We start from the raw sequence: 13,785 nt of genomic DNA, 5'->3' as shown, positions 1-13,785 counted from the left end.
TCGGCCGCCGCGAAACCGACATAACACTCCCCGCCCCCGTCCGTGTCCCGGTTATCCGGTTACGCCGTGCGCGAACGATCCGGCACGATGGCCCGGTGGAGCCCGTGGAGATCACCGAAGACGGCCTGTTGCTGCGGCCATGGCAGGCGACCGACGCCGACGCCGTCTACCGCGCCTGCCAGGATCCGGACATCCAGCGCTGGACCACCGTACCTCGCCCGTACCGGCACGAACACGCGCAGAGCTTCCTCGCGGACCGGGCCCGCCAGTGGGAACGCGGCACCAGCGCGGCCTTCGCGGTCTGCGACGCCGCCAGCGGCGAGGTGCTCGGTGCCTGCGGGCTCAACACCATCGACCGCAACCACGAACTCAGCGAGATCGGGTACTGGACCGCGCCGTGGGCGAGGGGCCAGCGGGTCGCCGTCCGGGCCGTCGCCCGGTGGTCCTTCGACGAGCTGAAGCTACGCCGGCTGCTCTGGGGGGCCGAGGTGGGCAACCACGCCTCCCGGCTGGTCGCCCTGCGGTCCGGTATCCGGATCGAGGGACGGCTACGGGCCGCCGACCCGGCCGGCCGCACCCACGAGTGGTTCGGCACGTTGCTGCCCGGTGACGTACCGGCACCCGGCGAGGTCGGCCCGGCCGCTCCGGGCACACTGGACGCCCGACGCGCGGTCGTCTTCGGCCGGCCCCAACCGACCCTGTTCGCCACCACCGGCACGCACGAGCTGAGCCTGCGTCCGATGGACGAGCGCGACCTCGACGCCATCGTCACCACCTGTCGGGATCCGGAGACGCTGCGCTGGACGACCGTGCCGGAGGGCTACACGCGGGCGGACGCCGAAGATTTCCTACGGTTCGTGCGAGCCACCTGGGCCGCCGGCACCAGCGCCAACTTCGTCTTCACCGACGCCGCGGACCGGTACGCCGGCTCCATCGACCTGCGGCTGTCGGCCACCGACCCGCTGCTGGCCGACGTCGGCTTCATGACCGCACCGTACGCCCGCGGGCGGGGCTACCAGCCGGCGGCGTTGGCGGCCCTCTGCACCTGGGGCTTCACCACCCTGGGGCTGGCCCGGATCGAATGGCGGGCCAACGTCGGTAACGTCGCCTCCCGGCGAGCCGCCGAGAAAGCCGGCTTCACGATGGAGGGCACCGCCCGCGCGGCCCTGAACCACCGTGGCACCCGGGTCGACGCCTGGGTCGGTGCCCTGCTCGCCGAGGACCTGTCATGAGCGAGCGGCCGCGAGCGAATCATCAAAGCAGCGCCTTGGACGCTCATGACGGCCCGCAGCGAAGCGAAGGGTCGTCATGAGCGAGCCGCACCGCAGCGAGCAGCGGATCGAGGCGCACGGGGTGCGGCTACGGCCGTTCCGCCTCGACGACGTGGAGGACGTCGCGGCCGGTTGCGCCGATCCGCTCACCCAGCGCTTCCTCGACGGCCTGCCCGACCCGTACACCGAGGCCGACGCACGGTGGTGGATCACGCAGGGTGCGCCGGCCGCCTTCGCCAGCGGTGGCGCCGCGTACTGCGTGGCCGACCCGGCGACCGACCGGCTGCTCGGCACCGTGGGCCTGAGCCATCCGGTGCCGCAGCGGGGCCAGGCGGAGATCGGCTACTGGGTGGCACCGTGGGCGCGGGGGCGGGGGGTGGCCACCGCCGCCACCCGCGCCCTGTCCGGGCACGCCTTCGCCAGCGGCACCGCCCGGCTGGAACTGCTCACCCGGGTGGAGAACACGGCCAGCCAGCGGGTCGCGCTGGCCGCCGGTTTCCGGCCCGAGGGGGTACGCCGCTCCGCGACACCGGTTCGGGGCGGGGACCGGCGGGACCTGACGGTGTGGGTACGGTTCGCCGACGACCCGCCCGGCCCGTCGCCGCGTCCGCTGCCGGACCTGCCCGACGGCCGACTCACCGACGGGGTGGTCGTGCTGCGCCCGCTCGGACCGGACGACACCGAGCAGACCTACCGCCTGCACAGCGACCCGGAGGTGGTGGCCAGCCGGGTGCCCCCGGCGGCACCGGCCTGGGACGAGATCGAGCGACGCTGCCACGGTGCGGAGAGTCAGTGGCTGGTGGGCACTGCCGCGGCCATGACCATCCTGGACGCCGTTTCCGGGGAGTTCGCCGGCAGCTGCATGCTCCTCCCCGACCAGCCCGCCAGCGGCCAGGCGATGCTCGGCTACAGCCTGCTGCCGCGGTGGCGCGGACGCGGCTACGCCACCCGCATGGTACGGCTACTCGCCCGGTGGGGGTTCGACCACGTCGGCCTGTCCCGGCTGTGGGCCGGCACCCTGCCGGAGAACGCCGCCTCCCAGCGGGTGCTGGAGAAGGCCGGATTCCGGCGAGAGGGGCTGTTGCGAGGTCGGCTACCCGGCACGGCGGGCAGCCGGGCCGACTCGACGGTCTACGGCCTGCTGACGACGGATCCGTTGGGCTGACCGGGGGCCCGACGGCCCAGGTCCGCGACGGCGGCCCGGGTCGGGTGGTACCGACCCGGCCGCCGTCACGCTCAGATGTCCAGCGAGATGATGCCGTAGTCGTAGGCGTGCCGCCGGTAGACGACGCTCGGGCGGCCGGATTCCTTGTCCTGGAAGAGATAGAAGTCGTGGCCCACCAGTTCCATCTGGAACAGGGCGTCGTCGATGGTCATCGGCTCGGCGGGGTGCACCTTCTCCCGGGCGATGTGCCACGGCTGGTCGTCGGCGTACTCCTCCTCGGGCCGCTCGGCCAGCGCGGTGGCGGTGCTGGTCTCCGCGGCGGCGCTGCTGGTCTCCGCGGGGGCGGACAGCGCGGGGAGGTCGGTCACCGGCAGGCCGGCGGTCGCGGCCGCGACCGACAGCGGCGCGTGCCGGCCTCGGTGCACCCGACGCCGGTCGGCCGCGCGACGCAGCCGGGAGTCGAGCTTGGCGATCGCCGAGTCCAGAGCGCTGTAGAAGTCGCTGGTGCAGGCCTCGGCCCGAATCACCGGGCCACGCGAATAGCAGGTGATCTCCACCCGCTGGCAATGATCGGCCTGGCGCGGATTGCGCTCGTGGAACAGTTCGACATCGACACGAATGAGCTTGTGGTCGTAGCGTTCGATCTTCGCAAGCTTGTCTGCTACGTGCACCCGGTAATGGTCCGGCACTTCGACGTTACGGCCCTTGACCACGATGTCCACGTGACCTCCCTCGTTCGGACGGTCTTCGATCCGGAACTCCGGTCGCGCCCGGGGAACGGCCCCATTCGGCGTCGACCGGTCAATGCGGCTACGCCTCCTCTCACCGCCGGGAGCGGGTGGGATGGCCTTCCTACCCCCGACAGCCAAACGCTAACTCCTGTTAGCCCGACAGTCACCCCCGGTCGCCAAGACCGCCCGGAGAATTTCCACACCTCATACACGAAGGGGTGAAACGGAAACACGATCGGTCACTGTTGGTGCCTTTTCCGTGTCGCGGCCAACACCGCCGCCCCGTACGGCGACAACCCGCGCACGGTCAGCACCCGGCTGACCGCCGCGAGGGTCGCCCCCGTGGTGACGATGTCGTCCAGCAGGACCACCCGCGCCCCCGCGGTGGCCGGATTGCGGCTCGAACGGGCCCGGAAGGCAGCCGTGGCCGCCGCCGCCCGACCGACGCTGTCCAGCGTCACCGAGTCCGGTCGGGGTGCGGCACGTACCGCGTTGTGCACCCGCACCGGCCAGCCTGCCGCCCGTAGCCGGCGGGCGCAGTGCCGGGTCAACCGGCTCAGGTGGTCGCCGTAGCGGGCCCGGGCCGCCGCCGGGGTGTCCGGCACCGGCACCAGCAGCACCGGCCCCACCGAACCGACCGCCGCAGCGACGACCTCGGCGAGCAGCGCACCCAGTGGTCGGGCAAGACCGTGTCGGCCGTGTTCCTTGTACGCCAGCAGCGTCTCCCGCAGCGGCCCGCCGTACGCGCCGAGGGCGTGACAGGGCGGCAGACCCGGCGGGGCCGGGACAGGTCGCACCGGCCCCGGGCGCAGCGCCCGCAGGGCGGTGACGCAGTCGGGGCAGACCCCGTGCCGCAGCCCGGGGCGGCGTTCCCGGCAGCCGGCGCACTCGGTGGGCAGCACCAGGTCGGCCAGGTCCGCCCAGAGCCCGCCCGTCACGGCCTGCTCAGTAGAGGAAGACGGGGGCGGTGGGGTTGCCCGGACGCACCCCCGCCGGGGGCGGTGTCACGTCCTGGACCTGGTCGCGGTTGATCCGGTCGAACGGGTTGCTGCGGTACGCCACCCCGTTCGCCTCGTACATGAACGAGCCGGCCAGCGGGGACCGCTCGGCGGTGGCCGGGTACGCGGCGAGGTGGTCGACCTGGCTGCCGGTGTCCTCCCGCAGCGGGGTCTCCAAGGCGCCGTCGACGGTCACGTCGTAGATCGCCGGGCGACCCGCCGAGCCCGCCACCAGCAGGCGGTTCGCCGCCGACCAGTCCACTGCGGTGGCGTCGCTGAGCGAGCTGACCAGCCGTCGGGCCGGGCCCACGGTGGGTACCCCGCCCTCCCAGTTGATCGCGGCGACGTGCAGCGTGCCGTCGACGATCAGCGCCAGCCGGTGCCCGTCCAGGGCGGGCGCCACCGCGGTGACCCGGCCCGGCAGGCTGAGCTGCACCTGCCGCGTCGCCGCCTGGTCGTCGAAGCGGTAGAGCCGGCCGTCGGCGACAACCAGGCCGGCCGGGCGGGCGCCGTCGCTGCGAATCCAGACCGGGCGGCTCATCTCGGCGTACCTGCTGGGGCCGGTGGTGAGGGTTTCCACCACGCCGCCGCTCCGCCCGACGGCCAGCCGCTGCCGCCCGTCGTCACCGGCCACCACGACGGCGACCAGGACGTCCGCGTCGACGCGACGCAGCCCGGCCGAGACGATGTCGTGGTTGACCTCGGGCGCCACCGGCACCGAGCCGGCGGCCTCGCCAGCCACCGTCAGCGAGTGGATCGCCCCCTCGTAGACGCAGTATCGCCGTGCGTTGACCTCGATCAGGTCCAGCGGATTCAGCCGGCGCTGCTCCGCGAGGTCGATCACCTTGCGGGACTGGTTGAGGATCTTCACCTCGACCGTGCCGTGCAACTCCCGCAGGGACCACGCCAACTGGGTACCGAGCTGCTCCAGCCGCCGCTCGTCAGCGCCCGGCATGTCCAGGTTGACCTCCCACCGGCCGTCCGAACCGGTGGCGTTGTTGATCATCTCGGTGCGGTCGGGCAGACCTGAGACGCCGATCCGCAGCCAGTCCGACGGGCCGGCGGTCAACCACCGGACGACCTCGCTCACCCGCCGCTGCGGTGGTACGGCCGAGGAGAGGTACCGCTGGTCCGGCACGAGCTGGGTGCGGTCGGAGTTCCAGAAGTAGATCGCCTCCGCCTGGTAAAACCGGCGCAGCGCGTCGTCGCTGAGCAGCAGCACGTTCGGCGGGTCGCTGACGTAGTAGCCGGCGTCGTCCTCACCCGCCGGGCCGGCACTGATCAGCCGGAACTCGTACGTCGACTCCGTGGCCACCGGCGGCACCAGCATCCCGTTGGCCCGCAGCAGCCCGACCTGCTGCACGCTGATGGTGACCTTCATGCTGTCCACGTCCGGTTCGATCACCGGGTCGTCGGTGAGCCGCACCACCGACAGCGTCACCTCGCTGCCCTGCTTGTCCGGCAGCCCGTTGCGGTCCGCGGTCGCGATGAACCGCTTCACCCGCTCGTACGCCCGATCGGGCTCGCCGGCTGCCGCGGCCAGGAAGTTGCGCACGAACGCCTCGGCGTCGCTGCCGCTGGCCTCCCGCGTCGGTGGCTCGGTACCGCGTCCCAGCGACCAGTTCGTCTCCGCGGCCGGCCCACGCTGCTCGATCTGCACCTCGCTGCGGTCGGGAATCCCGCAGCCGGCGGCGACACCCAGCACCAGCACGCCGCTGAGGACCCCGGTCAGCAACCGTCGCCTCACGAGCCCACCTCCGCGCGCGGCTGTTCGGCCGGCGGCACCGCGTCCGGAGCCGGGCCGACGGCGAGCGCCCCGGCCGGGCCGGGCCCGATGGCCAGCAGCCCACCGGCGGGCGCGCCACCGAACGGCAGGGTGGCGTCGGCCGGCACCAGCCGCAGCGGCGAGGTGGTGAGCCGATCGCCGGCGCGCGCCGGCAGGGTGAGCCGGAACTGCGCGCCCTGCCCCGGCGCACCCCACGCCTCCAGCCAGCCGCCGTGCAGTCGGGCGTCCTCCAGGCTGATCGACAGGCCCAGGCCGGTCCCGCCGGTCTGCCGGGCCCGCGACGGATCAGCCCGCCAGAACCGGTTGAAAACCAGCTTCTCCTCACCCGGCTTGAGCCCGACGCCGTGGTCGCGGACGGTCAGCGCGACGGCGGTCTCGTCCATGCCCAGCGTGATCCGCACCGGCCGGCCCTCGCCGTGCTCGACCGCGTTGCCGACCAGGTTGCGCAGCACCCGTTCGACCCGTCGTGGGTCGATCTCGGCGATCACCGGGGCGGCCGGGACGTCCAGCTCGATGGCCACTCCGACCCGCTCGGCCAGCCCGGTCAGCCGGTCGGCCACCCGGTGGACCACCGGCACCAGATCGGTCGGCTCGGCGTCGAGCACCGCGAAGCCCGCGTCGAACCGGCTGATCTCCAGCAGGTCGGTCAGCAGTTCCTCGAAGCGGTCCAGCTCGGCCTGGAGCAGCTCGGCGCTGCGTGCCACCGCCGGATCGAACTCGTCGCGTTCGGCGAAGATCAGATCAGCGGCCATCCGTACCGTGGTCAGCGGGGTCCGCAGTTCGTGCGACACGTCGGAGGTGAACCGACGTTGCAGTCGGGACATCTCCTCCAGTCGCAGAATCTGCCGTTGCAGGTTGGTGGCCATCTGGTTGAACGAGGCCGCGAGCAGCGCCAGGTCGTCCTCGCCGTTGACGGCCATCCGCTGGTCGAGCAGGCCAGCCGAGAGCCGCTGGGCGGTCCGGGCGGCGACCCGTACCGGGAGCACCACCAGCCGGGTCACCAGGGCGGCGAGCAGCCCGAGCAGCAGCACCAGGGCGACTCCGGTGGCCACCACGGTGGCCCGCGCCTGCGCCGCCGTGGTGTCCTGCAGGGTCAGCGGCACGAAGTAGTAAAGCTCCACCTGGCCGAAGCGGGTCGGCACCGGAGAGCCGTAGACGAGGTACTTCGCCTCGGCCTCTCCGGTGAGCCGGCCGGTACGGATCTGGTTGGCCACGTTCCCGTCGGCCACCGCGGCGCGCAGCTCGGGGCTGATCAGGGGCCGGACGTTCGCCGACGGTGAGGTGCGCGCCTCGATCACTCCGGGCCAGTTGTCCGCGGTGAGGGCCACCACCACGCCGCTGTTCTGCTGGGGGTCGCCACCGGCGAGGTAGTTGACCGTGCCGTCGATCGTCTCCTGGAGCTGCGCCTCCTGGGGCTGGCTGTAGAGGCTGAACTGCTTGGCCGCGTACTCCGCGCCGTTGAGCAGCCGCAGCTGGACGTCCGTCTTGGCATTGTCCAGCAGAATGCTCGTGATCTTGTCGGCGATCAGGTAGGCGAAACCGCCGACCAGCAGGCTGGACGTCACCAACGTGATGGTCACCACCCGCACCTGCAACGACCGGCGCCAGGTCTGGTGGAGTCTCGCCATTGATCGGGCCAGTCGCCCACTCACCCCACGCCACAACTCCCACGCGGCGCCGTGCCGGCGGGAGGTCGGGTCGAGATCGGGGATCGGGGAGGTGGTCACAGTGCGACCAAGGCTATCCGGTGCCCGCCTTGTAGCCCACGCCGCGAACGGTGAGGATGATTTCGGGGCGCTCCGGATCCGGCTCGATCTTGGCGCGCAGCCGCTGCACGTGCACGTTGACCAGCCGGGTGTCCGCCGCGTGCCGGTATCCCCAGACCTGCTCCAGCAGCACCTCCCGGGTGAAGACCTGACGCGGTTTGCGGGCGAGCGCGACCAGCAGGTCGAACTCCAGCGGCGTCAGCTTCACCTCCTCGCCGTTGCGACTGACGGTGTGCGCCGGCACGTCTATGGCGATCTGGTTGGCGGGCGGGCCGATGGTGAGCAACTCCGGCGTGGCGTCCTCACCGCGGCGCAGCCGCGCCCGCATCCGGGCCACCAGTTCCTTCGGCTTGAACGGCTTGACCACGTAGTCGTCGGCGCCCGACTCCAGACCGAGCACGACGTCGACCGTGTCGCTTTTGGCGGTCAGCATCACGATCGGCACTCCGGACTCACCCCGGATCGCCCGCGCCACGTCGATACCGCTCATTCCGGGCAGCATCAGGTCAAGCAGGACGATGTCGGGCCGATTGTCGCGGAACGCGGCCAACGCCCGTTCCCCGTCCGCCACAAACGAGGGCATGAAGCCTTCGCTGCGCAGCACGATGCCGAGCATCTCGGCGAGCGCGGGGTCGTCGTCGACCACCAGTACCCGGGCTCTCATGGGGTTAATGGTTCCATCCCGTCAGTTCGGTGGGCTCGGCGTCACCCGCACGCTACTGCCGTCAGGTGGGCCGTGCCCAGCACCGCTCGGTTCTACCGCCCGCACGTGCCACCCCGGGGGGCGGGTCTGCACCCCGGCCGACCGCGCGTGTCAACATGATCCCCGGGTGCGCCGCAGCGCGCCACCATCACCGCCTCCCAGGAGTACGCGTGCCCGAAGCAGGCCCGACCGTCGTACTCCCCGGTCGCCCGCTCACCAGCGGGGAGTTGCTCGACTCGGCGGTGCTGCTGCTGCGCGGCCAGGCGGCGGTCCTGCTGCCTCTCGCCGCCGTGCTGGCCGCCGGTGAACAACTCCTGCTGCTGCCCCTACGGACCGTCGTGGGTGCCACCGGGCCGCTGTGGTGGCCGTCCGGCCTGAACGAGTTCGGCATCTTCTGGTTCCTGCTCGCCCTCGGCGCGGCGACCGAAGCGATGATCATTCTGCTACTCGGCAACCCCGCCGCCCACGCCGCCGCCGGCGCGCTGGTCGGCCGGCGCTCCGCCGCCACGGACGCATGGGGGCCCGGCGGCCGCTGGGGCGCCACCGTCCTGCTCTGTCCCGTGGTCGGCGCGGTCATCCTGCTCGCGTCCCTGCTCGGCCCCGTCTGGTTCATCGGATTCGCCCTGTTGGGTGCGGTGGCGCCAGCCTTGGTGGTCGACCGGGTCGCACCGGTACGCGCGATCAAGCGCTCCGTCGCTCTGGCGCTGCGCCTGACCGGGCGGGCCGCCGCGCTGCGGGTACTCGGCTACCTCGTCTGGTGGATCATCCGGGTCGGGCTCGGCTGGGGGTTGTTCACCGGGGTGACCGCACTCGACCTCATCGCCGAGGGCTGGGCCGATGCTGTGGCGATGCTGGTCTGGGCGGCCGTGAACGCGGTCGCCTACGCCGCGTTGGCCTGCCTGGACGCGGTCGTGCAGCTGGAGACCCGGATTCGCACCGAGGGCCTGGACATCCGGCTCGCCCGTCTGCCCGCCACACCGCGCGCCACGGACCTGCTGGCGGTCGGCGGATGAGCGTCAGCCGGTGGTGGACCGAGACCACCGCCGCCCTCGGCGACCACCTGCCGCTGCCGCTGGCCACGCTGCTGCTGGTGCTGGCCACGGCGCTGACCGCGACGGCCTGGTACACCTTCCCCGCCTGGCTTCCCCGCCGACTTCCCCGGCCGCGCCGACGCCGCCGCACCCAGGGCACCGCGCGGAAATCCGAAACCCCGCCGGTGACCGCCGCCCCACCGCCGTCGGCGGGCCCGGTCGGCACCGAAGTGGTGGCCGACCGGCTGGCGGCCGAGGGCCGCTACGACGAGGCGGTCCGCGAGCGGTTGCGCGGCATGCTCCACCAGCTCACCGATCGGCGCGTGGTGCAGGTCCGGCCCGGTATGACCGTCGCCGAAGTGGTCGCCGAGGCCGCCGCCCACCATCCACCGGCCGAACCGCCGCTGACCGCCGCCGCCACCATCTTCTCGGAGGTGTGGTACGCCCAGCGCCCGGCCACCGCCGAGCATGATCACCGGATGCGCGACCACGCCGGTCAGCTGGGCGACCTGCTCGCGGCGGCCCCACCAGCGAAGGGCGACGACCGGTGAGCGCACCCGGACGCCGCCACCGGATCATCGTTCCGGTGCTGGTGGGGGTACTGCTGATGGCCGTCACACTTGTCGCTCGTGAGATCGACCAGCCGGACCAGACCGACCGGGGCTTCCTCTCCCCGGTGGTGACCGAGGACCACGGTGGCAGCCGGCTCGCCGGGATCCTGGGCGAGCGCGGGGTGGTGGTGCACCGGGAGACCGACACCCTCCGGGCGTTGCTGGCCACCCGGCCCGCCCCGACCACCCTGTTCGTTCCGGCGCCCGAACTGCTGCACCCGCGCACCGTCGGATACCTGGGCCTGTTGCCCGGAGGCACCCGGGTGGTGCTGGTCGACCCGCCCCGGCGGGTGCTGGCCGCCGCCGGGCTGCCGCTGCGTCCGGCGGGCCGGCGGTGGGCGACCCGGGCCGTGTCGCCGCACGGCGTCGACGGCTCCTGCCCGCTGGCCGAGATCGCGCCCGCCGCCACCGCCGCCGTCGCCCGCCAGCGGTACGCATCGACCGGCGCTCCCGGCAGCGTCGATCTCTGCTACGCCGGCGGGCTGGCCCGCCTGCCCGGCGCCGCCGAAAGCGTGGTGGTGGGTGCCAGTGACCCGTTCCGCAACGGCCGGATCGACGAATGGGACAACCTTGCCTTCGCCACCGGTCTGCTCGCCACCTCCGGCCGGGTGGTCTGGCTCGACCTGGACGGCCCGGCGCCGCCGCCACCCGAACCCAGCCCGGCACCCACCCGGCCACTGCCGGAGCGCGACGACGACATCGACGATCGCGGCGAACCGGAGGACCTGGACAGCGGGGAGAGTGGCGAGACGGCACCGGGTGGCCGTCCGGGCGGTGAGGCGTCCGGCCCCGACTCACGGGGCTCCTCCGGGGAGCCCAACCCGCTCTGGTCGGCCTTCCCGCCGTGGTTCTGGGCGCTGCTGCTGCAACTCGGCCTGGCGGCGCTGCTGATCGCCATCGGCCGGGCCCGCCGGCTCGGCCCGCCCACGCCGGAACCGCTGCCGGTCTCCGTACCCGCCGCCGAGACGGTCCTCGGCCGGGGCCGGCTCTACCAGCGGGCGCGAGCCCGCGAGAGCACCGCCCGACTACTCCGGACCGCGACGCTCGCCCGGTTGGCACGACGGGTGCACCTGCCCGCCGAGGCGCCGCCCGTGACGGTCGCCGCCACCGTCGCCGCCCGCACCGGCGACCGGCCCGACACCATCCACGAACTGCTCTACGGCGACACGCCGCCAACCGACCGGGACCTGCTGGAGCTGGCCGGTGACCTGGACCGCGTGACGCGGGCCGGCGGGCCGAGCCCCGCGCAGCCCGTCGCCGACCCGCCGGCCCCGCCCCGGCTGCCGAAGCCCCGATCCGAAGGAGACCACCGGTGACCCGACCCGCGACGACCGTGGACCAGCTCGCCGCCGATCCCACCCGGGCCGCGCTGCACCGGCTCCGCGCCGAGGTGGCCAAGGCGGTCGTGGGTCAGGAGGGTGTGGTCACCGGGCTGATCGTCGCCCTGCTCTGCCGTGGTCACGTGCTGCTGGAGGGCGTACCGGGGGTCGCGAAGACGCTGCTGGTGCGTACCGTGGCCGCCGCACTGGACCTGACCTCGCGGCGGGTGCAGTTCACCCCCGACCTGATGCCCGGCGACGTCACCGGCTCGATGGTCTTCGACGCGCGAACCGCGGCGTTCACCTTCCGGGAGGGCCCGGTCTTCACCAACCTCTTGCTCGCCGACGAGATCAACCGCACCCCACCGAAGACCCAGTCCGCACTGCTGGAGGTGATGGAGGAACGGCAGGTCACCGTCGAGGGCGAGCAACGCGTGCTGCCCGATCCGTTCATCGTCGCCGCCACCCAGAACCCGGTGGAGTACGAGGGCACCTATCCGCTGCCGGAGGCCCAGCTCGACCGGTTCCTGCTCAAACTCACCGTGCCGCTGCCCAGCCGGGACGAGGAACTGGGTGTGCTCCGGGCCCACCACGCCGGTTTCGATCCCCGGGATCTGACCGCAGCCGGCGTACGCCCGGTGGCGGACGCGGCCGACCTCGCCGCCGCACGCACGGCGGTGGGCCGCGTGCACGTTGCCGAACCGCTGCTCGGCTACGTCGTCGACCTGTGCCGGGCCACTCGCGCCACCCCGGCGCTGGAACTGGGTGCCTCACCGCGCGGTGCGACGGCCCTGCTCGGCACCGCGAAGGCCTGGGCGTGGCTGAACGGACGCGATCACGTGGTGCCCGACGACGTCAAGGCGATGGCCCGCCCGACCCTGCGGCACCGGCTGCGCCTTCGGCCGGAGGCCGAACTTGAGGGTGTCGGGGTGGATCCGGTCCTGGACACGGTGCTGGCCACCGTGCCGACTCCGCGATGACCTGGCGGGTGGCGGCGCTGCTGGCAGCCGGGGCGCTGACCCTGCCGGTGTGGCCGGCACCCTTCGTCGGGGTGGCGGTGATGGTCGGTGTGGTGCTGCTGCTGGTCGGGCTCGACCTTGCGCTCGCCGCGCCGCTGCGGGCGTTGACCGCCGAACGGACCGGTGAGCGGGCCGTACGGCTCGGTGGCACCGCCACGGTCACCCTGTACCTGCGTAACGCCTCCGGTCGGCCGCTGCGGGCCCGGGTCCGCGACGCCTGGGTGCCCTCGGCCGGGGCCCGGCCGGAGGTGCCGCCGACCCGGGTGGTGCGGGCCGCACCCGGTGAGGTGCTGGCGCTGCCCAGCCACCTCACCCCCACCCGTCGGGGCGATCGACCCGCCGTGGCCCTGACCGTCCGCTCTTTCGGTCCGCTCGGGCTGGCGTTCCGGCAGTGGGGTGGCCGGCCGGGCACGCCGCCGTGGACCCTACGGGTGCTGCCCCGTTTCGACTCGCGCCGACACCTGCCGGAGCGGCTGTCGCGGCTGCGCGTCATCGACGGCACACAGGTCGGTCGGGGGCGCGGACCGGGCACCGAGTTCGACGCGTTGCGGGAGTACGTGTCCGGCGACGACGTACGGTCCATCGACTGGCGAGCCAGCGCCCGGCGGGCCGAGGTGCTGGTCCGCATCTGGCGTCCGGAGCGGGACCGGCGGCTGGTCTGCGTGCTGGACACCGGGCGCACCTCGGCGGTGCGGCTGGGCGACGAGCCGCGGTTGGACGCCTCGATCGAGGCGGCGCTGCTGCTCAGCGCGTTGGCGGCGCGGGCCGGTGACCGGGTGGACGTGCTCGCGGCGGACGCCGTACCCCGAGCCTCGGTCGGTGGTGCCGAACGGCCCGGGCAGTGGAACCGGCTGGCCCACGCGTTGGCCCCGTTGCAACCCGCGCTGGTCGAGACCGACTTCCGGCTGATCGCGGGCGAGTTGCTCCGGCGGCACCGCCCGCGCAGCCTGGTGGTGCTGCTCACCGCCCTGGAGCCCGGTGCGCTCGGCGAGGGTCTGCTGCCGGTGCTGCCCCGGCTGGCCGCCCGGCACCGGGTGTTGGTGGCGGCGGCCCAGGATCCGGTGCTCGCCCAACTCACCGCCGCGCCCCCGCGACGTCCGGCGGACGCGTACGCCGCAGCCGCCGCCTGGCGCACGCTCGCCGAACGCGACCGCCTCACCCAGGCGCTCACCCGCCACAACGTCACCGTGGTGGACGCCCCCGCCACCCACCTGGCCCCCGCCCTGGCCGACACCTACCTGGCCCTGAAATCCCAAGCCCAACTCTGACCGCCCACCCCCTGCTCCCCCTCTGTCCGCTCCCCCTCTGTCCGCGTTGATCATGAGGTTAGCGGCGAAGTTGATCTCCATGAGTGCCGTTAACCTCATGATCACCGGGGTTGGGTG

Annotated in this window: 12 protein-coding genes; 7 read left to right on the top strand and 5 right to left on the bottom strand. The window is 73.3% G+C overall.

The window, feature by feature from the left end; all coding sequences use genetic code 11:
• Positions 1 to 95 precede the first annotated feature (95 nt).
• Together KBX50_RS28825 and KBX50_RS28820 are read left to right on the top strand one after the other, a co-directional pair.
• The gene (locus KBX50_RS28825; RefSeq protein WP_210941018.1) at positions 96 to 1,232 is read left to right on the top strand and encodes a GNAT family N-acetyltransferase; all 1,137 of its coding nucleotides are present in this window, start codon (positions 96 to 98) and stop codon (positions 1,230 to 1,232) included.
• 76 nt (positions 1,233 to 1,308) lie between these two features.
• On the top strand, positions 1,309 to 2,436 hold the full coding sequence (locus KBX50_RS28820) for a GNAT family N-acetyltransferase (protein ID WP_210941017.1): 1,128 nt from the start codon (positions 1,309 to 1,311) through the stop codon (positions 2,434 to 2,436).
• Between the two features lie 71 nt (positions 2,437 to 2,507).
• On the opposite strand, the gene hpf is transcribed toward KBX50_RS28820, so the two are convergent.
• The 5 genes from hpf to mtrA all read right to left on the bottom strand — a co-directional run bounded on the left by hpf (position 2,508) and on the right by mtrA (position 8,381).
• The gene (gene hpf, locus KBX50_RS28815; RefSeq protein ID WP_093406573.1) at positions 2,508 to 3,158 is read right to left on the bottom strand and encodes a ribosome hibernation-promoting factor, HPF/YfiA family; all 651 of its coding nucleotides are present in this window, start codon (positions 3,156 to 3,158) and stop codon (positions 2,508 to 2,510) included.
• A gap of 248 nt (positions 3,159 to 3,406) precedes the next feature.
• Positions 3,407 to 4,069, bottom strand: a complete 663-nt coding sequence (locus tag KBX50_RS28810) for a ComF family protein (RefSeq protein WP_210941043.1) — start codon at positions 4,067 to 4,069, stop codon at positions 3,407 to 3,409.
• Positions 4,070 to 4,112: 43 nt separating this feature from the next.
• A complete protein-coding gene (locus tag KBX50_RS28805) occupies positions 4,113 to 5,912 on the bottom strand; it encodes an LpqB family beta-propeller domain-containing protein (protein ID WP_210941016.1) in 1,800 nt (599 codons plus the stop codon).
• Positions 5,909 to 7,579 (bottom strand): MtrAB system histidine kinase MtrB, encoded by a 1,671-nt coding sequence (gene mtrB / locus KBX50_RS28800; protein WP_210941042.1) that lies wholly within the window; start codon positions 7,577 to 7,579, stop codon positions 5,909 to 5,911. Before mtrB ends, KBX50_RS28805 begins: the two co-directional genes overlap by 4 nt.
• Before the next feature lie 112 nt (positions 7,580 to 7,691).
• Complete coding sequence (gene mtrA, locus KBX50_RS28795; RefSeq protein ID WP_210941015.1) at positions 7,692 to 8,381, bottom strand: MtrAB system response regulator MtrA; 690 nt, start codon at positions 8,379 to 8,381, stop codon at positions 7,692 to 7,694.
• A 209-nt stretch (positions 8,382 to 8,590) separates the two neighbouring features.
• Here mtrA and KBX50_RS28790 point away from each other — a divergent pair, with 209 nt between their 5' ends.
• From KBX50_RS28790 to KBX50_RS28770, 5 genes are read left to right on the top strand one after another with little or no spacing between them, the layout of a single operon-like run.
• Positions 8,591 to 9,433 (top strand): hypothetical protein, encoded by an 843-nt coding sequence (locus KBX50_RS28790; RefSeq protein ID WP_210941014.1) that lies wholly within the window; start codon positions 8,591 to 8,593, stop codon positions 9,431 to 9,433.
• On the top strand, positions 9,430 to 10,002 hold the full coding sequence (locus KBX50_RS28785) for a DUF4129 domain-containing protein (protein ID WP_210941013.1): 573 nt from the start codon (positions 9,430 to 9,432) through the stop codon (positions 10,000 to 10,002). The genes KBX50_RS28790 and KBX50_RS28785 overlap by 4 nt, the downstream gene beginning before the upstream one ends.
• Complete coding sequence (locus KBX50_RS28780; RefSeq protein ID WP_210941012.1) at positions 9,999 to 11,378, top strand: DUF4350 domain-containing protein; 1,380 nt, start codon at positions 9,999 to 10,001, stop codon at positions 11,376 to 11,378. Before KBX50_RS28785 ends, KBX50_RS28780 begins: the two co-directional genes overlap by 4 nt.
• The gene (locus KBX50_RS28775; RefSeq protein ID WP_210941011.1) at positions 11,375 to 12,361 is read left to right on the top strand and encodes a MoxR family ATPase; all 987 of its coding nucleotides are present in this window, start codon (positions 11,375 to 11,377) and stop codon (positions 12,359 to 12,361) included. The genes KBX50_RS28780 and KBX50_RS28775 overlap by 4 nt, the downstream gene beginning before the upstream one ends.
• Positions 12,358 to 13,668: a DUF58 domain-containing protein gene (locus KBX50_RS28770; protein WP_210941010.1), complete on the top strand. Its 1,311-nt coding sequence runs from the start codon at positions 12,358 to 12,360 to the stop codon at positions 13,666 to 13,668. Before KBX50_RS28775 ends, KBX50_RS28770 begins: the two co-directional genes overlap by 4 nt.
• Positions 13,669 to 13,785: the final 117 nt, after the last annotated feature.

It is taken from the genome of Micromonospora sp. C51 (genome assembly GCF_018070435.1).
Lineage (GTDB): Bacteria > Actinomycetota > Actinomycetes > Mycobacteriales > Micromonosporaceae > Micromonospora > Micromonospora sediminimaris.
This window is presented reverse-complemented; position numbering and strand designations above follow the sequence as displayed.